Origin of the sequence: Stieleria varia (assembly GCF_038443385.1) — a bacterium.
Taxonomy (GTDB): domain Bacteria; phylum Planctomycetota; class Planctomycetia; order Pirellulales; family Pirellulaceae; genus Stieleria; species Stieleria varia.
Map to the genome: position 1 here is coordinate 4,523,663 of NZ_CP151726.1, position 23,362 is coordinate 4,547,024.

General features: G+C 56.7%; 17 protein-coding genes and 1 tRNA gene. 8 read left to right on the plus strand and 10 right to left on the minus strand.

The window, feature by feature from the left end; all coding sequences use genetic code 11:
• Window positions 1-332 precede the first annotated feature (332 nt).
• The 4 genes from Pla52nx_RS15170 to Pla52nx_RS15185 form a co-directional block, all read right to left on the minus strand.
• Window positions 333-674, minus strand: coding sequence for a hypothetical protein (locus Pla52nx_RS15170; protein ID WP_146519073.1), 342 nt, complete (start codon window positions 672-674; stop codon window positions 333-335).
• A 126-nt stretch (window positions 675-800) separates the two neighbouring features.
• Window positions 801-1,850: a Gfo/Idh/MocA family protein gene (locus Pla52nx_RS15175; RefSeq protein WP_315854993.1), complete on the minus strand. Its 1,050-nt coding sequence runs from the start codon at window positions 1,848-1,850 to the stop codon at window positions 801-803.
• 351 nt (window positions 1,851-2,201) lie between these two features.
• On the minus strand, window positions 2,202-3,500 hold the full coding sequence (locus tag Pla52nx_RS15180) for a Gfo/Idh/MocA family protein (RefSeq protein ID WP_146519072.1): 1,299 nt from the start codon (window positions 3,498-3,500) through the stop codon (window positions 2,202-2,204).
• Window positions 3,501-3,637: 137 nt separating this feature from the next.
• The gene (locus Pla52nx_RS15185; RefSeq protein ID WP_146519071.1) at window positions 3,638-5,131 is read right to left on the minus strand and encodes a DUF1501 domain-containing protein; all 1,494 of its coding nucleotides are present in this window, start codon (window positions 5,129-5,131) and stop codon (window positions 3,638-3,640) included.
• 360 nt (window positions 5,132-5,491) lie between these two features.
• On the opposite strand from Pla52nx_RS15185, the gene Pla52nx_RS15190 reads away from it, so the two are divergent.
• The 3 genes from Pla52nx_RS15190 (at window position 5,492) to Pla52nx_RS15200 (ending at window position 7,992) form a co-directional block, all read left to right on the plus strand.
• On the plus strand, window positions 5,492-6,502 hold the full coding sequence (locus Pla52nx_RS15190) for a PIN/TRAM domain-containing protein (protein WP_146519070.1): 1,011 nt from the start codon (window positions 5,492-5,494) through the stop codon (window positions 6,500-6,502).
• A gap of 64 nt (window positions 6,503-6,566) precedes the next feature.
• Window positions 6,567-6,640 (plus strand) — tRNA-Arg (locus Pla52nx_RS15195).
• Window positions 6,641-7,092: 452 nt separating this feature from the next.
• Window positions 7,093-7,992 (plus strand): phosphatidylserine decarboxylase, encoded by a 900-nt coding sequence (locus tag Pla52nx_RS15200; RefSeq protein WP_146519069.1) that lies wholly within the window; start codon window positions 7,093-7,095, stop codon window positions 7,990-7,992.
• 57 nt (window positions 7,993-8,049) lie between these two features.
• Here Pla52nx_RS15200 and Pla52nx_RS15205 read toward each other — a convergent pair whose 3' ends face one another.
• Window positions 8,050-9,270: a HEAT repeat domain-containing protein gene (locus Pla52nx_RS15205; RefSeq protein WP_146519068.1), complete on the minus strand. Its 1,221-nt coding sequence runs from the start codon at window positions 9,268-9,270 to the stop codon at window positions 8,050-8,052.
• Between the two features lie 267 nt (window positions 9,271-9,537).
• Between Pla52nx_RS15205 and Pla52nx_RS15210 the strand changes: the two genes are divergently transcribed.
• The 3 genes from Pla52nx_RS15210 to lpxK are packed head-to-tail and all read left to right on the plus strand — an operon-like array spanning window position 9,538 to window position 11,885.
• Window positions 9,538-10,359: a phosphoadenylyl-sulfate reductase gene (locus Pla52nx_RS15210; RefSeq protein ID WP_231741834.1), complete on the plus strand. Its 822-nt coding sequence runs from the start codon at window positions 9,538-9,540 to the stop codon at window positions 10,357-10,359.
• A 12-nt stretch (window positions 10,360-10,371) separates the two neighbouring features.
• Window positions 10,372-10,797 (plus strand): Rrf2 family transcriptional regulator, encoded by a 426-nt coding sequence (locus Pla52nx_RS15215; protein ID WP_146519066.1) that lies wholly within the window; start codon window positions 10,372-10,374, stop codon window positions 10,795-10,797.
• Between the two features lie 11 nt (window positions 10,798-10,808).
• A complete protein-coding gene (gene lpxK / locus Pla52nx_RS15220) occupies window positions 10,809-11,885 on the plus strand; it encodes a tetraacyldisaccharide 4'-kinase (RefSeq protein ID WP_231741833.1) in 1,077 nt (358 codons plus the stop codon).
• A gap of 670 nt (window positions 11,886-12,555) precedes the next feature.
• On the opposite strand, the gene Pla52nx_RS15225 is transcribed toward lpxK, so the two are convergent.
• On the minus strand, window positions 12,556-13,935 hold the full coding sequence (locus Pla52nx_RS15225) for an IS4 family transposase (protein ID WP_146520886.1): 1,380 nt from the start codon (window positions 13,933-13,935) through the stop codon (window positions 12,556-12,558).
• A gap of 364 nt (window positions 13,936-14,299) precedes the next feature.
• Between Pla52nx_RS15225 and tnpA the strand changes: the two genes are divergently transcribed.
• Window positions 14,300-14,833, plus strand: a complete 534-nt coding sequence (gene tnpA, locus Pla52nx_RS15230) for an IS200/IS605 family transposase (protein ID WP_231741832.1) — start codon at window positions 14,300-14,302, stop codon at window positions 14,831-14,833.
• 1,142 nt (window positions 14,834-15,975) lie between these two features.
• Here the strand turns inward: tnpA and aspS are convergent.
• Together aspS and Pla52nx_RS15240 are read right to left on the minus strand one after the other, a co-directional pair.
• Window positions 15,976-17,757, minus strand: coding sequence for an aspartate--tRNA ligase (aspS, locus tag Pla52nx_RS15235; RefSeq protein ID WP_146519065.1), 1,782 nt, complete (start codon window positions 17,755-17,757; stop codon window positions 15,976-15,978).
• A 231-nt stretch (window positions 17,758-17,988) separates the two neighbouring features.
• A complete protein-coding gene (locus Pla52nx_RS15240) occupies window positions 17,989-19,509 on the minus strand; it encodes an MFS transporter (RefSeq protein ID WP_146519064.1) in 1,521 nt (506 codons plus the stop codon).
• A gap of 271 nt (window positions 19,510-19,780) precedes the next feature.
• On the opposite strand from Pla52nx_RS15240, the gene Pla52nx_RS15245 reads away from it, so the two are divergent.
• Window positions 19,781-20,314: a glutathione peroxidase gene (locus tag Pla52nx_RS15245; protein ID WP_231741901.1), complete on the plus strand. Its 534-nt coding sequence runs from the start codon at window positions 19,781-19,783 to the stop codon at window positions 20,312-20,314.
• A 468-nt stretch (window positions 20,315-20,782) separates the two neighbouring features.
• Here the strand turns inward: Pla52nx_RS15245 and Pla52nx_RS15250 are convergent, their stop codons facing one another.
• Together Pla52nx_RS15250 and Pla52nx_RS15255 are read right to left on the minus strand one after the other, a co-directional pair.
• Entirely contained in the window at window positions 20,783-22,216 is a 1,434-nt protein-coding gene (locus tag Pla52nx_RS15250; RefSeq protein WP_146523889.1) for an IS4 family transposase, read from the minus strand.
• A 476-nt stretch (window positions 22,217-22,692) separates the two neighbouring features.
• The gene (locus tag Pla52nx_RS15255; protein ID WP_146523545.1) at window positions 22,693-23,304 is read right to left on the minus strand and encodes a thymidine kinase; all 612 of its coding nucleotides are present in this window, start codon (window positions 23,302-23,304) and stop codon (window positions 22,693-22,695) included.
• Window positions 23,305-23,362 lie beyond the last annotated feature (58 nt).

The following is a 23,362-nucleotide window of genomic DNA, read 5'->3' on the forward strand; positions in this document are numbered from 1 at the left end:
GCGGTGCAAGCCGGTTGATCGTGTCTCCTGCGCCTTCGGCTACGGGTCAAACGTTCGGAAGGTCTCTCGCGCTTGGTCAATGCGAAAACAGTCTGCATCTATCAGCCGCCACGCGATAGCGTCCGGTTCTTACTGCATCTATCAGCCGCCACGCGATAGCGCCCGGTTCTTACACCTAAATACGAGAACCGCTCTCTATCTCGCTGCAACTGACGAATAATCCGGGCTAGCCATGCAGGCTTGAATGTGTTGATAGCCGTTCTGCTTGGAAGGCTTTTTTGGCTTCGATCTCGTTTTCGATTCGAAGAGTCAAATGACGCGGATTCAGCCACCTACTCTTTGCCGTACTCCACCGTCACCGTTCGCCCATCTACTGCGGTGACCTTGCCGAAATCAATCTTCTCCGAGAACGCTTTCACGTCGGTCACCGGTGAGAGTTTGATCGTCATCGAACCATTCATGGAGGTGGAACTCATCGAGTGACTGTTGCCGTCCACATAATCCTTCAGCGACTCCGTCAGAGCGTCTCGATCAGACTCGTTGTCGACCCCGCTGACTTTGATCGTCACGGTGGTGGCCGGGTCTTGATTGAGGCTGAAAGAGCAGCCACTGGTGGTCACGAAAGTGGCAAGCAATACGACGCCAGCCAGTCGAGCAATCGAGGCGGAAAACATTTGGGAACTCCAGGGTCAGGGACGTGTCGACGATCGTTGGTTGTGAGGGGAATTCTGGCGAATCCCATTACCAATTGTAGGAATGAGGTGTTGGTGAAGGCATGATTTGCGAGAGGACGGGGCGCGTCAAAATGATTTCAGCAGTTCGTCGGCCGACTTTTCTGCCGCTGACATGACTTCGGCCAACGTTACCGCTTCTCCGCCGCGTTTCTTGCTCTCTGCTGCGGCTTCCATGAAAGCGTAGATTTCAAGCGTTTCTGCGGTTTCGATCGAGGGCTTGCCGGTGCGGAAAAAAGTAGCGATCTGGCGTAACAGGGGTTGGTAGCCCGAGTACGGACCGACTTGCAGGGAACCTTTGCTGCCGAACGCGGTGCCACCGTAACCAGACTTCACGGCTCGTAGACCGCGATAAGTCCCGATCCGATCGTTGGACCACGTGCCGACGACGACATCCATGCCCGCGTTGCCCGTGTGGGTCACCGACTGGCAGCCGGTGCCCAGGGCGGTGAACAGGGGCTCCACACCATGGATGCCGTACCAAAACAGATCGGTGTGCGATGGTTCCAATGAACACGGACTGAACGTGTCACACGCGACGACGTCACCGATCTCGCCAGACCGAGCGGCTTGAGCGCCTTCGGTGAAACGCAACGCGGAGCTGGAAAACATTGGCACGCCGTGCTTCGCGGCCGCGCGATAGATCGCAACGACTTCGGCCAGATTGGCTCCGACGGGTTTGTCGATAAACACCGGCTTGCCCGCTCGAAACACCCGCATCGCTTGTTCCAAGTGCGGCTTGCCATCGTTCGTCTCCAACAGCACCACGTCGACTTGGGCGAGCAAGTCTTCGATCGAATCAACGATCTCAACTCCCACCGCTTTGACGTCCTCGGTGTATTTGGGGATTCGACTGTAACTGGACTCAATCGTTCGGCTGCCATGTGGATAGGCGGCCACGACGCGACAATTCTGCATCGCGGGATCGGCAGGCTCCGCGTTGAACTGTTTTGCAAAGGCGGCCGCGTGCGAGGTATCCAATCCAATGATTCCGACTCGCAACAACTGATCGGTATCCGCGGCGTAAAGGTTTGTCATGACGCTGACCGCAATGAGTAACGATGTGATTTTGATGAAATAGGGCATGATGGATTTCGGTGGAGGGATGGAGGCAGGCATCTGGCGTCGGTTATACCAAACACTTGGTGCCGAATGAGTCCATGCGGTGCAACTTGGTTTGCGGCTGATTTGAGGCAGTATGTCGAGAGATTCAATCTCTTGTCGTCGACCGTTACCTCTCCCGGGCCGCACCGGTGGAGGTGACGCGCACGACACCTCCCCCAAGGAACTTGGGGGAGGTCGAGCAGAGCCGTTTAGGCGAATGCGAGGGAGGGGGCGTGCGTCGCGGTTGGTTTTCGTAACACGATTTGCGCTGCGTATGCCCCCTCCCGAATCTTGCTTCGCTCGATTCGACCTCCCCCGGCTGCGCCGATGGAGGTGACGCGCGCCAGGTGCTACGCCCTATGTGCTTCACACCGGCTCCCAGCCTGGTGCGTATTCTTTGGTCCAAAAGGCTTCGGCAGCCGGGTTGTTCAGGATGTGTCCGTTGTTGGGATCCAGTTTTAGATCAGACTGGGTGCGATAGGCGATGTTGCCGAGGTGACACAACAGCGTGCTCTCGTGAGCTTTCTGGATGTCCGCGTTGGGGAGTCTGGCGGTGCGGACGGCATCGAGGAAATCGGCAAAGTGATCGGCGTCGCCTCCTCGATCGTCGACGGTCTCAATCTCTTTGCCACGCATGTCCAATTCGACGTGTCCGTTTCCGCGAACCACAATCGAACCTTCGGTGCCGTGAAAGCTGATCCCAAAGCCGGTGTCGTGCGGTCCCAGGGGTGACCACGAGAGTCCTTCCCAAGTGATGGTTTTGCCGCCAGGGAAATCGTAGGTGACCATCATCGTGTCTGGCGTTTCTTGGTCGTCCTCATGACGGTACTTGCCACCGCCCGCGGTCACGCGTGTGGGATACTGAACTTGCATTCCCCATCGTGCGACATCCAAACCGTGAACGCCGTTGTTGCCCAGTTCACCGTTGCCCCAGTGCCAATGCCAATGCCAGTTGTAGTGCAGCACGTTGTCCTTGAAGGGCTGACGAGTGCAAGGTCCTTGCCACAGCTCCCAGTCAAGCCACTGCGGAGGATCAGTTTGTTTACCGGTGCCGATCGGGCCGCGTCGGTTGTTGTACCAAGTACGAGCGTAGTGAACGGTACCGATCTTGCCTTGATGGATCTTGTCGATCGCGCTGATGATCCCTCGCCAACTGCGGCGTTGGGTCCCCATTTGAACGATCTTGTTTGCTTTGCGTGCCGCTGCGACCGCCAATTCGCCTTCGTGAGGCGTGTGGCTGCACGGCTTTTCGACGTAGACATGTTTGTCCGCGGCGCAGCCCAAGATTGTGGCGGGTGCGTGCCAATGATTGGGGGCGCTGCACACGAACGCGTCAACACGTTTGTCGTCCAAGATCTTGCGAAAGTCGCCGACCAACTCGGGCGAGGGAGTCTGTCCGTCGCGAACAAACTCACCGACACGCCCCCGAGCACGCTCGTCGACGTCACAGATGTACGCGATTTCGACTTGGCCGGTCGCCAGCATGCCTTTTGCGATCGCGGCTCCGCGACCGTTGACGCCCATGATACCCAGCGTGATCTTATCGTTGGGTGCGACCGGTTTGGTGTCTTCTGCGGATGACGATTGGGCAGACGTGGCGAGGCCGAGAGACGACATCGCCACTCCGGCTTTGAGAAACAACCTGCGATCCAGTTCACGGTTCATCAATACGTCTCCGGAGTAAAAAGGCGGGTAAAAAAATTCGTAATGAGATTCGCCAGAATTCCCTCACACAGGATTTCTGGCGAAATCCACGACGTGCATGACTGGCAAGCGTTTCACGTGCAGAAACGGCATTCCCATCACGCGAGCAATGGCTTGACCACGTGACCGTGGACATCCGTCAGTCGAAAGTCTCGGCCTTGGAATCGATACGTCAGACGCTCGTGATCGAATCCCAATTGATGCAAGATGGTGGCTTGCAAGTCATGCACGTGGACCGGGTTCTCGGCGACGCCGAAGCCCAGTTCATCGGTCACTCCGTACTCGAATCCACCTTTCATTCCGCCGCCCGCCATCCACATGGTGAAAGCGTCTGGGAAGTGGTCGCGGCCCAAGATCTTGCTCTTCGCTGTTCGGCCTTCGCGAAACGGCGTGCGTCCAAACTCGCCGCCCCAAATCACCAGCGTCTCGTCGAGCATGCCGCGTTGTTTCAAATCACGAATCAGCGCTGCAACGGGTTTGTCCATCGACGCGCACTTATTGGTTAGTCCGTCGGTCAAACCCGTGTCGGCGCCCGTACCATGGAAATCCCATCCCCAATCGAACAGTTGGACGAAGCGAACGCCGGACTCGACCAACCGGCGAGCGAGCAAGCAGTTGTTGGCCAGCGAGGACTCGCCCGGTTGCGCGCCGTAGTCGGCTAAGGTCTCGGCTGATTCACGAGTGATGTCCATCACTTCGGGTACCGACATCTGCATGCGAAAGGCCAGCTCGTACTGCGCGATCCGCGTCATCGTTTCGGGGTGTCCCATCTCACCGGCTTGGATACGATTGAGGTCACTCAGTGCGTCCAAGGTTGCGCGACGCAGATCACGATCCATTCCCGGTGGATCGGACGAGTACAGTACCGGGTCACCTTTGGAGCGACACTGGACTCCTTGATAGACCGAGGGCAAGAATCCGCTGCCGAAAGAATTCTTGCCGCCGTTGGGTTGCACGCCACTGGAAATCAGCACGACGAAGCCGGGCAGGTTTTCGTTTTCACTGCCCAGTCCATAGGTGACCCAGGAACCCATCGATGGCCGACCGCTGCGAGGCGATCCGGTGTAGACCAACAGCTCGGCAGGCGCGTGGTTGAACTGATCGGTGTACATCGAGTGCACGACACACATCTCGTCCGCGACGGTGTGCAAGTTCGGAATGGCATCGGACATCCACATTCCCGATTGACCGACCTGCTGCCACTGGCGTGGCGAGCCCATCAGTTTGGGGACGCCCGAAGTGAACGCAAATTCTCGACCGGCGAGGAATTGGTCCGGGCAATCCTGATCGCTACGTTTGCTCAGCTCCGGCTTGTAGTCGAACAAGTCCAGGTTGGGCGGCGAACCGGTCAGGTGGATGTAGATGACTTGTTTGGCCCGCGCGGGAAAGTGAGGTTGGCGGGGTGCCAACGGGTTGACGATGCCTTGGCTGCCGCCGACGTTCTTACCTCGTGACCCGGCTGAGTCGACCGATTCAGCCGCATGCGTGGTAAGCCCCATCGCGGCCAACGCAGCTGAGCCGATGCCGGCAGTGGAGTGCTGCAGGAAGTGACGGCGAGTGTTCAGGGCGAGCCGTTGGATGTCCGGGTCCATCAGAATCACATTCGGTGGGAGGGAGGATTCAGGCGGGGGAAGGGATTTTTCAGGTAAAGATTGCGGGCAATGAATTCACCCACGCAAGCCTTTGCCAAAAATCACTCAACCATCATTTTGGTCGAAATCCGCGCAGCGTGCCACGCAAGTTGGCGTTTTTCGCCGGAACCTTGCCCAAGTTGTCGGTGGAACCCGCCACCCCAATGCTGTGTCTTGGCAGGATCAAGCCGTATATTCGGAGCGATCATTGCCGATCACGTCCCCGCTGGCATCGCTCCCCCTTGGGGCGACAATCACTCCTGATTTAGACTGTGTCAGTCGGTTTTGCGAAAAACGCTCCCCACCTGAGTTTTCAGACAGATGTCCCTGATCATATTGCGATGCATGTTCCTCCTGTGTGCTGGCGGTATCTCCGCCATCATCAACACTGGATTGCCCAGCGATGCCGGAGCACTGACTCCCTGGCTGATCTTTGCCGGATTGATGGGCACGGCGTTGGCTGTCGTGGTCGGCGACATTTACATCCCGCAAAAACGCATCGATACGATCTCGGCGGTCTATTTCGGTGTGCTCATCGGGATTCTGCTGACGTACATTCTGATCACGGCGATCGAACCGTTCTTCGGTGACAGCAACAATCTTGCCAAAGCCGTGCAGCTGATCGTTGCGCTGCTGTTGTGTTATATCTGCGTGAGTGTGCTGCTGCAGACCAAGGACGACTTTCGGTTTTTGATCCCCTACGTGGAGTTTGTCCGGGAGGTCAAAGGGTTCAAGCCCTTGGTCTTGGACACCAGCGTGGTCATCGACGGACGCATCGCGGACATGGTCCACACGGGCGTCTTTGACAACCAATTGATCATGCCCCGGTTCGCGTTGACGGAGCTGCAAGCCATAGCGGACAGTAGCGACAAGCTCCGGCGGACACGTGGTCGCCGCGGCCTGGACGTGCTCAACCGCATGCGTGCAGACAACAACGTGGACCTGATCATCTTTGACCGCGAGCTGCCCGAGCTGGCCGGCCAGACTGTGGATTTGAAGCTCGTGTTGTTGGCAAAACACCTAGAGGGCAAAGTCGTCACGGGAGACTACAACCTGAACAAAGTCGCCAAGTTGCACAACGTTCCGGTCATCAATCTCAACGAAATCAGCAACGCCTTGCGTCCGGCCTACCTGCCCGACGAAACCTTTCGCGTCAAAATCATCAAAGCGGGCGAGGGCCCCGAGCAGGGCGTCGGCTACCTCGATGATGGCACGATGGTGGTGGTGGAGGGTGCCCGGAACAAGATCGGCCAGGACTTGGACGTCCGCGTGACGAGCACCTTGCAGACCAACGCCGGAAAAATGATTTTTACGAAAGTCGAAAGCCGCTAGGCTGCTTGGGAACCCGCTCCCGAACGGTACAATACTGTTTCAACACAAAAACCAACCCACACCCGCGCCCATAGCTCAGCTGGATAGAGCATCGGACTTCTAATCCGACGGTCGGAGGTTCGAATCCTCCTGGGCGTACTGAAGACTCGTTTGCTACGCCTAAGTTTTAGGATAGCGAAACGCGTCAAGAGTTTCGGCTGTATGCGAAAAAGGGCCGAAGGTCTTGGCGACTTCCGCTCCGGACCAACACTGATTTTCAGACGGCGCAGACCACTAGTGCATCGTCCGGTCTTGATTTTGGGGTTAGCCGTTTTGGCGATAGCCACGGTTGTGTCACGAAAACCGTGGCTAACGCCAAAACGGCTCATCTACCGAACCCACGTTCTAAGACTGGACGATGCACTAGTGCGGATTATTCATAACCCGACGCGTAAGCGAGGGATACTCGGTAAATCCCTCGCTTACGCGTCGGGTTATGAAAAACTATCAGCCGCCACGCGATAGCGTCCGGGCTGAAGTCAGTTTGCGGAGCTTCTGGCCCCCTCGCGTCTCCTCCTGTTCTCACCCGCCTGCCCCGTCGATTCCGCCGCATGGATTCCGAACCGATCTATTACTTCGATCGATACCGCAAGGAAATCTGTGAGGAGAAGATCTACGGCGAAGGATTCCTGCGTTGGACTTACGAATCGCTCGGCGGGAAGCTAGCACTCGCCGCGATGGTCAAACATGCGTGGTTCTCACGCTGGTACGGTTGGCGGATGGATCGTCCCAAATCACGCGCCAAGGTCGCTCCGTTCATCCGCGACTATCTGCTCGATCCGAACGAGTTTGTGCGTTCGCCAGACGAGTTCGAACACTTCAACGCGTTCTTTTATCGCGAGTTGAAACCGTCCGCGCGACCGGTGGATGACGATCCCCAATCAGTGGTCTTCCCCGCCGATGGGCGACATCTGTGCGTGCCCGATCTGTCGCGATGCGAAGGGCTGTTTGTCAAAGGCGAGATGTTTGACTTGAGGACTCTGGTCGGTGACTCGCAATTGGCTGATCGGTACGCCAATGGCAGCCTGCTGCTGTCGCGGCTCTGTCCGGTCGACTATCACCGGTTTCATTTTCCCACCGCCGGTATTCCCGGTCCGGCTCGATTGATTCCCGGCCCCCTATTGTCGGTCAACCCGATCGCCTTGCGTCAGAACATCCAGATACTGGCGACCAACAAACGTGCGTTGACCGTTTTGCAGACGGAGCGCTTGGGCGATGTGTTGGTGATGGAGATCGGCGCGACGTGTGTCGGCAGCATCTGCCAGACTTATGAGCCGGGACAATCGGTGGCGAAAGGTGACGAGAAAGGCTTTTTTCGATTCGGCGGTTCGTCCACGATCATGATCTTTGAACCCGACCGAATCGTGTTCGATGAGGACTTGCGAGAACACTCGGCGAATCAAGTCGAGCTGTTCGCCAAAGTTGGCGACTCGATGGGGAAGGTTCAATAGTACAAGACCCGGCCGCTCACGCGATCACGGCTCACGGCGTTTTGTTGGGTCGACAACTCACAGGTCTCGGTTCAAGCCGCCGTTGTAGCTTGTCAGTTGCTCGGCAAAGTAATCCAGCCAAGCTTGTTTGTTGTAGCCAAAGTCCGCCCCCGGCGCGATCTCTCGCAGCAAGAGCAACGCATCAGGATTCTTGAAGTCCTCCTTGATCACGACTTTTTTGCTGCCCGTTGAGAACGAACCGTTACCGTTCTGAGAAAACCCGGCGTTTGTCCCAGCACCCGCCGGGATCTCCGTTTCGTGTGTCGTTACCAATGCGTCAGCGTACACCCGCCAAAGCTCCGGATCGGGCGCCCGTAACAAAGCGGCCAACGCATTTTTGACATCGCGATTGCTGCTCTTTTTTGGGTCCAGCATCTGCACGTACAGCCCGGCGGCCGATCGCCAGCCGAATTGTGTCAGTTGATTCAACGCTTCGTCGCGGACATCTGGATCGGCATCGTTCACACCGGCTAACGTCAACGCTTGTACTGCGGGACCGTTGCGAAACTGGCCGAGTTTTTGAACCCACAGCAACCGCATTGCTTTGGGCTGTTTACCGCCAGCAGATTTCGCAAGCTCATCGGCAATCGCCTCGGCCGCCAGTGGGTCCTCGATCGCTTGCAGCGCCGCCAACGATTCGGCCGCGTTCTTGTTGTTGGATAAAGCCGCTTTTCGCAGCGAGGCAACTTCCCTGTGCCAGCGTTTCGCCGTGAGCGCCGCCTCGTCTTTCGCCTCTTCCAACGCAATCGCCTCTGGCAGTTTCCATCCGCCCGAATTGATCAGCCCCCGATTACGTTGTTGCTCCTCAAACAGAATCCATCCCTTGCCACTTTGGACGTAGCCCAGCGCCGATCTTGCTTTGGAGTGATCCGGATCCAATTCGATTGCGCGCTGCATGTGGTAGTTTCGGTGAGCCGTCAGCTCTTGGGTGGCGCATAGCCTCGCCAGCTCATAGTGTTTCTCCGGATCGTCGCCCGCTGCTGCGGCGGCTTTCGAATAGCCAGCGAACTCGCTGTCCAGCAGCAATTTGGAAACCTTGGCCATCGGGACCGCCAATTTCATTTGATCGTTGATCGCGATGATCACCGTTCCCGTGTCGTTGGATCCCTTCTTTTCAAGTATTCGACCGCTGATCTGACCACCGCCGACGAGATCGATCGTATCAGCGGGCACGGTGGGGGCTGCAGCCACGCCGACCAGCAGAAACCCGGCAATCAACAGAAAAGAGCGGCAAGTCATCACAGGTCCAAGACAAGAGGTGTACAGTGTCGATCCGACGCCTTCATTGTAGGCCTGAAGGCGGACGAGTGCCCAAGCGAAAAAATCTGGTCTGGCCAATTGATACCGCCCACCGTCAAAATCCGCTCATGAATCAACACCCCGTTTGCCGAAACCATACTTGACTAAACGGATCAACTTTATACCATTTGGCAATCACTCCCAGGGCGAGCCGCCAAAATGTCGAATCAGCAAGTTCTAGAAACACCAGAATCCACGCAAAATCAGATGAATCAGCCTTCTGGCGAGCAGCCGTCACCGGGCAACGGGTCGCCACCGAAGTTGCCCATTTTGTCGCAATCGTCGCCTGCCGATGATGGGCCGCAGGGTGCGTTGGCTGCCGATCCGCCGTTGAAACCCGACGAGGATTTCTTGGCCGAGTTGGCCCAGCAGAGTGAAAAGCTTGAGACCGCGACCCCGCAAGAAATTTTGCGGTGGGCGGTGGACCGCTACGGCGACAAGTTTTCGATGGCGACGGCGTTCGGCCCCGAAGGCATGACGATCATCCACATGCTCAGTGAGATCGCGCCGCAAACACCGATCTTTAATCTCGACACCGGCTACCAGTTTCAGGAGACGCTGGATTTGCGTGAGCGAATCATCGATCGTTACGGGATCACGGTCGAGTTCAAGCAGCCTGAGTTGACGGTGGAGCAGTACGAAGCGGCCCACGGTGGGCCGGTCTACAAAACGAACCCGAATCAATGCTGCTTTGACCGTAAACTCAAAGTCCTGCATCAAGCCGCCAAGGGCTTGCATGCTTGGGCCAGCGCGATTCGGCGAGATCAGAGTCCCGACCGCGCCAAGGCGCCGATCGTGGGTTGGGACCGCAAGTTTCAATTGGTCAAGGTCAGTCCGCTGGCGAATTGGACCAAGAAGGACGTGTGGTCGATGATCACAAAGAATGACATTCCGTACAACGAGCTGCATGACAAAGGATACCCGAGTGTCGGATGCCAGCCGTGTACGAGGTCCGTTTTGCTGGGGGAGGATGAGCGTGCGGGACGTTGGTCGGGATTTCAAAAGACCGAGTGCGGACTGCACGATTGACGAGGTGTTGTGATGCTGATTTCTGCGCGTGTCCATTATGCTTCGCTGGCGATGATCGAGCTGGCGGCAAACCGTTCTCGTAAAGCGCCGGTGACTGCGGGCGAGATCACGGATCGTCAGGGGATCCCCGGTCCGTTCTTGGTCCAGATCCTGCGAACGCTTCGTTCGGCCGGTTGGGTGCGTAGCACGCGAGGCAGCAACGGCGGTTATCGATTGGCGGTGGAACCGGAGGATGTCACACTGTTGGACATTGTCGATGCGGTCGGTTGCCAGGACGCGGCGTGTCAAACGGAGAGTAAACCGACGCCGGCGGATGAGGCCTTGCGTGTGGCGTGGGACGAAGCGACCGAGGCGTCGCGATCGGTTCTCGCCAAAACCCGCTTGATCGATCTCGTGCAAGCCAGCAATCGTGACGACGCAGTCATGTTCTATATCTGAAGGAATGATCGTTGCCCAATAAGTGGATGGCCATTGACCATCGAACGATCATGTCCGGCCAGCGCCGCGGACCGGCGGCGATGATGTTGCGCGCCGTCTTGAGATGCGCAAGCGTCCCCTACGGGATCGCAGTCCGACGACGCAATCGCGGCTACGACTCTGGCAAAGCAGAAATCCATCACGCAGGTGTCCCAGTGATCAGCGTTGGCAATTTGACCACCGGCGGCACGGGCAAGACGCCGATCGTCTGTTATCTGGCCAAGCTGCTGCGTGAAGAAAACTTGCGTGTGTCCATTGTCAGTCGTGGTTACGGACGAGGCGAAGCCGACCAGAACGACGAAGCTGCCGAGTTGGCCGAGCGTTTGCCCGATGTGCCGCATGTCCAAGATCCCGATCGGGTGGCAGCCGCTCGAATCGCTGTGGAAGAATTGGAAAGCGAAGTCATCTTGATGGACGATGGATTTCAGCACCGACGTTTGCATCGCGATTTGGACATCGTGGTGATCGACATGACGTGTCCCTTCGGATTCGACGCCTTGCTGCCTCGCGGCCTGTTGCGTGAGCCCGTCACCGGACTGCGACGCGCCGGTATGGTGATGCTGTCGCGATGCGACCAAGTCGATGCGGGTGATATCGATCGCGTGCTCACGGTGATCCGGCAGCATGCGCCGGATGTCGCGGTGATTCGGACCCAGCATCGTCCGGAATGCATGTTGGAGTATCCCAGCGAGACCTTGCCATTGAGCGAGCTGATCGATTGTCCGGTTGCGTTGATCAGTGCGATCGGAAATCCGATGGCGTTTGAACGAACGGTTCAGTCGTGCGGAGCAAGAATCGTCGCGTCCAAGCAATTGCCCGACCACGATCCCTATTCACCCGAGTGTGTCGCTGAGCTGGATCGGTGGCTCCGATCGCTTGATGGGGTTGCGAAGGTTTTGTGTACCCACAAGGACTTGGTGAAACTGCAAACCGATCGATTGGGCGGCTTGCCGCTTTCGGCGATGTTGATCGGATTATCGGTGGATCAACCGGAGCTTGTGCGCGACACGGTGATGCAAGTGATCTGTCGCCGCTCCGCTGCTGAATAGCTGCGGAGCAGCGACAGCGTCATGCGTTTGGTGCAATCCACATGCACGGTGTTTCCCCGTGCAATCTGTCGCCGCTCCGCGGCTTGATGGGGTGTGTGGGGTGGCAGTAACCTGGGGCTCACGCCCCAGGCTATGTGCTGTCGTCGCATCCGCGACTGAATAGCTGCGGAGCAGCGAAAGCATAAAGCATGGGGTGTAAACCCCATGTTTTGTGCAACCCGTTCACCCAGCCAGCTGCGGAGCAGCGACAGCGTAATGCGTTTGGTGCAACCCATAGGCACGACGTTCCCGGATGCAATCTGTCGCCGCTCCGCGGCTTGTTGGCGGCGTCTGGCGGCGTTCACCTGGGGCTCGCGCCCCAGGCTGTATGCTGTCGTCGCGTCCGCGACTGAATAGCTGCGGAGCAGCGAAAGCATAAAGCATGGGGTGCCAACCCCATGTTTTGGAAAGCCCGTCAGACCAGCCAGCTGCGGAGCAGCGACAGCGTCATGCGTTTGGTGCAATCCACATGCACGGTGTTTCCGCATGCAATCTGTCGCCGCTCCGCGGCTTGATGGGGTGTGTGGGGTGGCATTAACCTGGGGCTCACGCCCCAGGCTATGTGCTGTCGTCGCATCCGCGACTGAATAGCTAACCTGGGGTTCACGCCCTTGTCTTTACCCACAAGTCGTCACGCCTTTTTTGTATCAGCAAGTTCCATTCCGGCAACTAGGAGCTGAAGTTTCTGGAATCCGTACCAGATGGTGTGCCAGCCTGGCTCGCCGTCGCTTTTTCGCCCAATGAATCCACCCAGGTTGGCAACTTGACGAAAAAATTCGTAAACCGTTAGCTTAGTGAGTTTCAACTTGGGGCGGTACACGGCAAGACAACGCAGCCAAGCGTGCGGAATTCGATTTCTGGCCTTGGCGGTCTGGTCGTTGCGTCCAACAAGTTTCAACTGAAACAAGCGGACACCTATCACACTGGTCAATGCGATCTGAGCTTCCAGACGATCCGCCGAACGCAACGAGTGGCCTTCAAGATTACATCCGGATTTAAGTACTTTGTGGTACTCCTCGATCAGCCAACGATTTTCATAATCCGAGACGACCTGCCAAGCATCTTCCAGTGTCGCCGCTGGAAGACTTGTCAATAAGACCCACTCAATAGATGAGACTCCCTTTGGTGCATTGACTTCTCGTACAACCACCACATTCATCGTGATTTCTTCGATCCCAAAGCTCCGAATCTTCGGGCTCACCTGTGACGGACGAGGAAAGGTTACTTCGGCAACGAGTATCTCCATCGTTGCCGTTCTTGCCTTCACTCCTGGGCGGCTGCGCAAAGATAATTCATAAGTGCCAACGCGCATTGCATTGCCCACAGCCTGCCTAAGGCTCACCTTTTCTCCGCGATTATCGATGACTTTACGCGAAAGCCTCGAAGCACGAATTACCCAGTCATCCCCAGTCCTAACGATATGGCACATGGTTTCGAAGCTATCGCCACCACGATCAAAAACGTGGACCCACTGGCTACCCTCCGGGGAAGGCCCGATGCGATCGACAAGATCTCCCCACAAGCTGCTTTCGCGATAACGTTTCAGGCGTTGTGTCCGAGTTTCATCTTTTGGGACATGTTTTCGTTTGAATAGAATTGCCCCCGCTTCGCCGACAATTTGCTCGTTATCACAATCGTACATCAAGCAATTGTGCAATTGAAACCCGCGACCGACGCCACTGCCCAACATCCCAAGGCCTGTGGTCGCCTTGTGAGAGAAGTGGTCGATGTCGGTTGTATCGCTGATTAACAAATACCGACCGGGCTTTGTATCGCGAGTCTTATTCCAATGTGATGAAGCGATCGAATCCAATGTCGCTTCGGGTCGATTGAACAACCCGTACGCGGCCTTCAGATCGGACCATTTTGTGTTCTGTTTGCACAAAGACTGATCCGGAGCGTCGAGCATATTTTTAGCGACGGTCTGTAATCGTTTATTCCGTCGAGGGTCCCCCAAATCGCAATTGGAGAAATGTTCCTCAACCCACTGCGCATTGTCGAGCACTTTCATCACAATCCATTCCCTCAAAAAAATCTGTGACTAGGCCGACACCTCCTTGCCGGCGCTTCTTGGTAGCTTCCAAATCATCCTGGCCACAACGCAATCTTTGCGATTGACAACGACCAATTCACCTTCATCGTGTTTCACGCGATCACTCACACGGACAAAAACGACGTGAAAATCCCTCGCGTTTCACGCCGATTGGTAGACTTGTGGGTAAAGACAAGGGCTCACGCCCCAGGCTATGTGCTGTCGTCGCATCCGCGACTGAATAGCTAACCTGGGGTTCACGCCCCAGGCTGTATGCTGTCGTCGCGTCTGCGACTGAATAGCTGCGGAGCAGCGAAAGCATAAAGCATGGGGTGTAAACCCCATGTTTTGGAAAGCCCGTCAGACCAGCCAGCTGCGGAGCAGCGACAGACCCGAGGAGGTAGAGCACGTGTCCAGCACCCACACAAACCTTTTGTTTCATATCGTTTTCAGCACCAAATATCGTCGCGATTTGATCACACCGGAGATTCAACCTCGTCTCTATGAGTACATCGGCGGCATAGTCCGGGATCAGCACGGTTCATTGCTGGAAATCGGTGGCATTGCCAATCACGTTCATTTACTCGCAAAGCTCAGTCCTCGAATAGCATTCTCTGACGCAATACGTGTTGTGAAAGCAAACTCAAGCAAGTGGCTGAATGAAACCTTTCAACCGAAGCACACTTTTCGATGGCAGCGCGGCTACGGCGCTTTTTCGGTAAGCCTTTCGTCCGTTCCAGCAGTCACGCAGTACATACAAAATCAAGAGAGTCACCACACCAAGCGGACTTTTGAAGATGAGTACCGCGCGATGTTGATACGCCACGGCATCCAGTTTGAGGAGCGGTACCTGTTTGAAGACGAGCACTTTCAGTGATCTGTCGCCGCTCCGCGGCTTGATGGTGTGTGTCGGGCGGCGTTCACCTGGGGCTCGCGTCCCAGGCTGTATGCTGCCGTCGCATCCGCGACTAAATAGCTGCGGAGCAGCGAAAGCATAAAGCATGGGGTGTAAACCCTATGTTTTGTGCAACCCGTTCACCCAGCCAGCTGCGGAGCAGCGACAGCGTAATACGTTTGGTGCAACCCATAGGCACGACGTTCCCGGATGCAATCTGTCGCCGCTCCGCGGCTTGATGGTGTGTGTCGGGCGTTCACCTGGGGCTCGCGCCCCAGGCTGTATGCTGCCGTCGCGTCCGCGACTGAATAGCTGCGGAGCAGCGAAAGCATAAAGCATGGGGTGTAAACCCCATGTTTTGTGCAACCCGTTCACCCAGCCAGCTGCGGAGCAGCGACAGCGTAATGCGTTTGGTGCAACCCATAGGCACGACGTTCCCGGATGCAATCTGTCGCCGCTCCGCGGCTTGTTGGTGGACGTCGGGCGTTCACCTGGGGCTCGCGTCCCAGGCTGTATGCTGTCGTCGCATCCGCGACTAAATAGCTGCGGAGCAGCGAAAGCATAAAGCATGGGGTGCCAACCCCATGTTTTGGAAAGCCCGTCTGACCAGCCAGCTGCGGAGCAGTGACAGCGTAATACGTTTGGTGCAACCCATAGGCACGACGTTCCCGGATGCAATCTGTCGCCGCTCCGCGGCTTGATGGTGTGTGTCGGGCGTTCACCTGGGGCTCGCGCCCCAGGCTGTATGCTGCCGTCGCATCCGCGACTAAATAGCTGCGGAGCAGCGAAAGCATAAAGCATGGGGTGCCAACCCCATGTTTTGGAAAGCCCGTCTGACCAGCCAGCTGCGGAGCAGCGACAGCGTAATACGTTTGGTGCAACCCATAGGCACGACGTTCCCGGATGCAATCTGTCGCCGCTCCGCGGCTTGTTGGTGGACGTCGGGCGTTCACCTGGGGCTCGCGCCCCAGGCTGTATGCTGTCGTCGCGTCCGCGACTAAGGCGGTTGCTGCGCAATCCAGAATCGTCGTTGGATAGCTGCGGATCGTTCACCTGGGGCTCGCGCCCCAGGCTGTATGCTGTCGTCGCGTCCGCGACTGAATAGCTGCGGAGTAGCGGTCGCTTTATGCCTTCGGTTTTGGCAGCACCGTACGTAAATGCAGCTCGGCCAGCTGGGCGTCGTCCACGTTGCCGGGGGCTTCGGTCATCAAATCCGATGCCTTTTGCGTCTTGGGGAACGCGATGACTTCGCGGATGTTGTCCAAGCCGGCGAAGAGCATTACCCAGCGGTCGATTCCCAGGGCGATACCGCCGTGTGGTGGCGCTCCGAATCGTAATGCGTTGAGCAAGAACCCGAAGCGATCTTCCGCGGTCGCTTCGTCGATTCCCAGCAACCCGAACACTTGCGACTGGGTGGCTTGATCGTGAATCCGGATCGTGCCCCCGCCGGCTTCGCTACCGTTGATGACCAAGTCATAGGCTTGGGCGCGACAGGCTTGCGGCTCGCTGCCCAACTTTTCCAGATCGCTTTTCAGCGGCGCGGTGAAGGGATGGTGCATGGCGTTCCAGCGTCCCGACTCTTCGTCCTTTTCGAACATCGGGAACTCAGTCACCCAACTGCAGTGCAGTGCGTCGTCGTCGTAAAGTTTCAGTTCAGCACCGAGCCGTTTGCGCAGTGCGTTCAGTCCTTTACAGGTAACTTCCCACGTATCGGCCAGGAACATCAGCAAGTCGCCTGGTTGGCCGCCCATCAGGGATTTGATTTCGTCCAAGTGTTCTGCTTCAAAGTTCTTTGCCACGGGGCTCCACAGCGACCCATCGGCTTCGACGCGGAACCAAGCGAGTCCCTTTGCTCCGAAATCTTTGACGAAGTTCGTCAGTTCATCGATCTGGCGACGCGAGTACTGTTCGGCTGCGTTTTCGACTCGGAGGCCGCGGACGAAGTTGCCCGCATCGGCGGTGGCGCGGAAGACGCGGAACTCGGTCTTCTTTGCGACTTCGGTCACGTCGGTGATCTCCATGCCGAATCGCAAGTCCGGCGCGTCGTGCCCGAATCGCCGCATGGCTTCGTCGTACGTCATGCGAGGTAGCGGCAGTTGGATGTCCTTGCCGTGGACTTCCTTGGCCGTGCGTGCGACCAGCCCATCGATCAAGCCCATGATGTCATCAGAATCGACGAACGACATTTCCAAGTCGAGTTGGGTGAACTCGGGTTGGCGGTCGGCCCGCAGGTCTTCGTCGCGAAAACACTTGGCGACTTGGACATAGCGGTCGAAACCGGCGACCATCAGGATCTGTTTGTAGAGCTGGGGCGACTGGGGCAGCGCGTAGAAGCTGCCGGGGTGAACGCGGCTGGGAACCAAATAGTCGCGGGCGCCTTCTGGAGTGCTGCGTCCGAGAATCGGCGTTTCGACATCGACGAAATCGTGTTCGGCGAAGTAGTCCCGCATGATCTTGATGATCTTGCTGCGAAGAAACAGGGACCGCTGCATGTCGCTGCGACGCAGGTCCAGGAAGCGGTATTTCAACCGCAGGTCTTCGCCGGGCAGCTCGGATTGGCCGGGGGTGAAGGGAGGGGTTTGGCAGGTGTTCAGGATCTCGAACTCGTTGCAACGGACTTCGATATCCCCGGTGGCAAGTTTCGCGTTGGATTTGCCTTCCAAGCGATCGGAGACGGTGCCGCGGATCAGAATCACGCTTTCGGCGGGGACGCGACCGACGTTTTCGATTTGCGCCGCGGTGGCTTCGGGCGGCCCGATGACGACTTGGGTCAAGCCGTAGCGGTCGCGAAGGTCGATGAAGACCGCGCCGCCGTGGTCGCGTTTGTTCTCGACCCAGCCGCAAAGGGTGACTTCGGTTCCGACGTCGGATTTACGGAGTTGTCCGCAGGTATGAGTGCGTAGCACGGATTCTGGATCTGATGGAGGAAAGAAGCGGGAGGGGTCAAGGCGACGAATTCTAAACGCTGCAGCCGCCATTGCTCAGGGGCTGCACAGCAAGGAAATCGGTGGTTCGCAAAAAAAGAACGCCCCGGTCCGATAGGAAAGAGGCGTTCTCAGGTGCAGTGTCGGATCGGTCAATCAAGAGAGACTGGGTCTCCGGGGTGATGACCGATCATTCTTGTCCGATGCCCGGCATCAATACTCCGCAGGGCCGGTTTGGGCGATTTCCTCGGCTTCCTCGGTGTGCCCGTCCTTGGGAGCTTTGAATCCCAGCAGTAGGATCAGGTAGAGAATCGCCATGGCGGCCGGTACCAAGGCAGTCACGCGAATCGCCATCCTGCTACCGTGCAAGGTTGCTTCGGCAACGGGTCCCGCATCGACATCGGCGAACTCTTTGTTTGCTTCCCACCACTCAGCTTGGGCTCGCAAACCTTTGAATTCGTCCTCTTGAATGCGATCGCCGGCGATTTCAACGTCGGAAAGTACCGCTTCGCCGTTGTCGCTCAACATCCCAGCCTTGGAGCCATCGATGCCGGTGATTTCCGGAAAGAACAAGAACTGATTGGCATTGGGAGCTTTAACTCGCTCATAAGTTTCCTTGGCGTTTTCCTGGATGTACTGAGAAGCAAAGTAGTCTTGCTTGTAACCGATACCAGGTCCGCCCAACAATCCGGCAGATGTCATTCCGACAAAGCCCATCAAGGCCATTGCCACGGTGGCACTTTGAGGGAAACGTTCGCCAACCACACCGAGCATGGTCGGCCACAGGAATGTCTTGCCCAGTGCGTAGACCGTAGCGGCAAAGAACATGAACGGTGTGCTGTCGCCGATGCTGATCAGGTACAGACCGACGGCACCGGTAACGGCACTGATAAGCAGCAGCCCGAGTGAGCTGATCTTGTGGACGATCGGACCGGCAAAGAAACGCAGTGCGGTCATCAACAGAGACGTGTAAATGAACAGGGCTGTTCCCAGTTCAACGCTCTTGAGAATTCCGCCTGTGATTTTGTTGATCCAGCTATCGGTTCCCAGCTCCACATAACCGACGCATGCGTGAGCAAGCAACAAGATAATAAAGAACGGCCCGATCAGGTTGGAGAACATGCCCGCGTAGGAAATCGAACCCTGTTGGGCATCCGTTTGCGGGAACGCTTCCTTGAGCGAGATGAACCCGTACATCGCGACGGGAATCAAGTAAGTCGCCAGCAGGATTTCCCAGCCGATGCTGCCCTTAAGAAAAACGATCAGACCACCGATGACCAGACCGGCGGGCCATCCTGCGTGCAGAATGTTCAGATAGTGAGTCTTCTGAGCGGGAAACAAGGTCGCGGTCAAAGGGTTGATCACGGCTTCGCAGATCCCGTTACCGACTGCGAAAATGAACGCCGACCAAAATAGAATGCTGTAAACCGCGTCCTTGCCCAGTGCATTGAAGACGGGAGTCGCCGAGAAAAGCATCACGGCTGAAATCAGGTGACAGGCAAACGCGATCACAAGAAGGGGTTTGTATCCGATCTTGTCGACCAACAATCCGGCGGCCAGGATCACCAGGCCGAAACCGAGCAACCCCCCACCGGTGATTTGGCCCAGCTCAGTCATTGTGAAGCCGTACTGTTTGGACCAGATGTCCAACAAACCCGCACGGACGGCAAATCCGATCCCTGCAGCAATCAGGGTCAGGAACCCTGCGGTAAGAAGCTTTTTCCGGTTTTCCATCTTCAATAATCTGTGCGGAGGAGGGACAAAATTCCAAGTTGGCGGAGATGCTGCCACTAACGCCCGATGGTGTCAAGCATTGAGAGCATTAAAACGACAGCCAAGAACCTAATTCCTAGCGGCTCTCCATGCCACTAGCACGCTCGCTATAGTTGACGCAGAAGTCAAAAATTGTCGCCTTGGGCGAAATTCCCCTCTGTCCCCCATCCCTGGAGCACCCAAAATGCGTCTGATTCTTTCCGCTTTCCTTTGCCTCGGATTGCTCGCCACGATGACCCAAGCCGAACCGCACGCCAAGCCGCACGAGGGGGAGCACGAGTGCGCCCTGGATTTCAAAGCCAAGAACATCGACGGCAAAGAAGTCGATCTGGAGGACTATGAGGGCAAAGTCGTCTTGATCGTCAACACGGCCAGCAAGTGCGGCTTGACCCCTCAATACGCCGGTCTGCAAAAGATGTATGAGAAGTATGAGGACAAGGGCTTCGTCATCCTCGGCTTCCCCTGCAACCAGTTCGGTCGCCAAGAACCCGGCTCGGCCAACGACATCAAGGAATTCTGCTCCAGCAATTACAGTGTCACCTTTCCCATGTTTGACAAAGTAGACGTCAACGGTGACGAAGCCGCACCGATCTACAAGTACTTGACCAGCAAGGACGTCAAGCCAAAGGGCAAAGGCACCGTGACCTGGAACTTTGAAAAATTCCTCATCGACCGCGAAGGAAACTTGATCGCTCGATTCGAGCCACGGACCGCTCCCGATGATGCGGAGTTGGTGAAAGCCGTCGAAGCCGAATTGGGTAAGTAAAAGGTTGTTCCACTCGCCGAGTGTTACCACGTAGCCGCGTCTCTCGGGAGGTGCGGTAAATAAAAGTAGGATGGGCACTCTTGCCCGTCCGTGATCTCTCGGGCAAGAGTGCCCAAGCTACATGAGTTAATTTCCACACGTCCCGAAGGGACAGAAATAAGTAGCCCAGGGCAGAGCGCAGCGTCGCCCTGGGGTGCGGTGCGTCGTTACCATCCTCAAGCCCCGACGTGGGCGTTACAGTGTTTTGCCCCTTCAGGGCGAAGGTATTCGGCGGGTGTTCGATTACCCAGGGCGGCGCTGCGCTCTGCCCTGGGCTTTCATGTTCGGCCCCTTTGGGGCGTGGCGACAACAAGCGTCCTGGCTCTTTGCAAGAATCACCCGGATCAATGATTGCTATGTGGATTCAGTAATCCCCTCAGTCGCGGATGCGACGACGGCATACAGCCTGGGGCGCGAGCCCTCTTTATCCTACACATCTCCGATGAGCCTTTTGTAGGCGAGGAAAGCTTCGTGGTACGACTCGATTTTCCGCATTCCTCGCCAGATCGTTGTGGAGCCGGGCGGGCCTTGGCCTTTCTTGTCCAGATAGCCGCCAAGCTTGGCGACCACCAGCATCCATTCGCCGATCGTGGGAGGTGTTTCGGGAACCTCACGTCCGGCAAAGACCACGAGGTACGTCGCCTTCCAAAAACTGGCATCGTAGAAACGCTCGCAACTGACTTGCGGACAAACTCGATTGGCGGTCTTGAGTTGCTCGACTCGAAACCCAGTGATCATCAAAAGCGTCACCGCACGCACGTATGTATCGATCTGCTCGTACTTCAGCTTCTCAATCTTCATGCCGCTCTTGAGCGTCTTGAAATACAGTTCGATGTCCCAGCGGCGACAATAAGAACCAATGACTCGTTCGATTTCCGAGATCGTCGAAATGGGGAGCGATGTAAAAAGTAACCAGCGGATCGGCTCTTCGCCTTCGGGTGCGTCCGTTTCGACGGCCTCGACAACATTGATCGTCACGTCGGGAGCACGACCACCAGGGCGTGCCGGGCCGCGTAAAGTGACCTGCCGGGCACGAATCGAAATCGATGCTACCCGGGCACTGCGACTCATCCGACGAGCACGCGTTTCTCCGATAATTAATGACTTTCGCTCGCTTAAATCGATTTCACGCTGAAACTGAAACTCCGTCTCCTGCATCACTTCGGAGATCGTCCTGGTTTCACCTTGATCGAGCACTGTGCGATCTTGGCAACCACGAATGACGTAGTCATAGTTGGCCGCCAGATCATCGGTTTGCGCTAGCAATTCATAAATATCAGACTCGCTGTCCGAGACGCCAATGTAGTGCGTCTGGGGATGAGCCAGTGCGATTTGCTCGCCACTTTGAAACATCTCCAGCCAACGGTAGCTTTCTTTTTCTTCAAAGGCTTGCTGGCGTCGCAGGTTGACTTTTTCTGTTTTGTTCAGATCCGTCTTGATGTCATCACGCGTCCAAATGCACTGATCGACCGTGCCCAGAACAAGTCCATCCTCGGTGATCGCATAGAGTGGGTGCAGAAAGAAACCGAATTTGTCCCGACTCTCCAACGGCCCGGCCCCGCGGACTTGCCGCTGTGGTTTGGTGAGATCACAGACGGTGGTATCCTGGGATAGGATGACGACCGGTTGCTCGGCGGTGCGAGCGATTGAAGCATCATTGTGGGCTTTGAGAATGCCGTCCACAGGGATATTTCGATTGTTTACCAAACGGTAGGTTGCCTCAAGTTTCGCGTTGTCCTTACACGCACTGGGCGTAGATTCGGCAATCTCGGACTGTTGCTCAAGAATCAGGGCGACACGTCGCTCCCGCCGCTTATCACCTAAATCCAAAGTCCGAAGCTCATCTTTTATCCAGCTTGCCATTGTCCCGATCCCTGGGGAAGTGTTTTGTCGACTCCAACCGACCAAAGGGTAGAAAAAAAGATGTGTAGGATAAAGAGGGCGCGAGCCCCAGGTGAACACCCGACGCCGCCAACAAGCCGCGGAGCGGCGACAGATTGCATCCGGACCACCGCGTGCTGTGGGCTACACCAAACGTTTTATGCTGTCGCTGCTCCGCAGCTTCTGGGCGGACTCGCTTGCAGAAACATGGGGTTGGCACCCCATGCTGTATGCTGTCGCTGCTCCGCAGCTATCGGAGCTAAACCGGGGTGCGCTGGCTTCGCCGCGACCCCAGGCTATGTTGTTTAACCACTTCGTGGTCGGTTTGGAGAATAAGTGTCCACTCTCGTTACCAAAATCACGCGGAGAGATGATTGCTAATTGGATTTCGCGACACTTATTTTCCGCACGTTCTCCGAGACGCGAAACATCGACTTAGAAAGTCGAGCGACGATCGGCTAATCGTTCCACAGCGGGAGTTCGTCGCGGGCTCGTTCGGACATTCCGTCTTTGAAATGTTTGCGGCATACCGACACGTAGCGTTCGTTGCCGCCGATTTGAATCTGTTGGCCGTCTTTGATTGGGCGGCCGCGGTCATCGATCCGCAGCACCATTGTGGCTTTGCGGCCGCAGTGGCAGATCGTTTTGATCTCCGACAAAGTGTCCGCCCAAGCCAACAGATTCTCGCTTCCCTCGAACAGGTTGCCTTGGAAGTCCGTTCGCAGCCCGTAGGCCATCACCGGGATGTCCAGCAAGTCACAGACATCGCTCAATTGTCGCACTTGCTGGCGGGTCAAAAACTGGGCTTCGTCCACCAGCACACAGTTCAAGGAACCTTTGGAGCGTAGATCGGTGATCAAAGACAGCAGATTGTCCGCCGTGTTGAACGTCACCGCGTCGGCTTGTAGCCCGATTCGCGAAGTCACCTTGCCGGCGGCCACCCGGGTGTCGATTTCCGGCAGCAGAATCAGCGTGTTCATCCCGCGTTCGCGGTAATTGTGGCTGCACTGCAGCAGCACGGTTGACTTCCCCGCGTTCATGGCGGAGTAATAGAAATAGAGCTTGGCCATTGCGTCCGAGCGAATTCACGGGTCAAAATCACGAATCAAATCGCGGTTGCGGCAATTT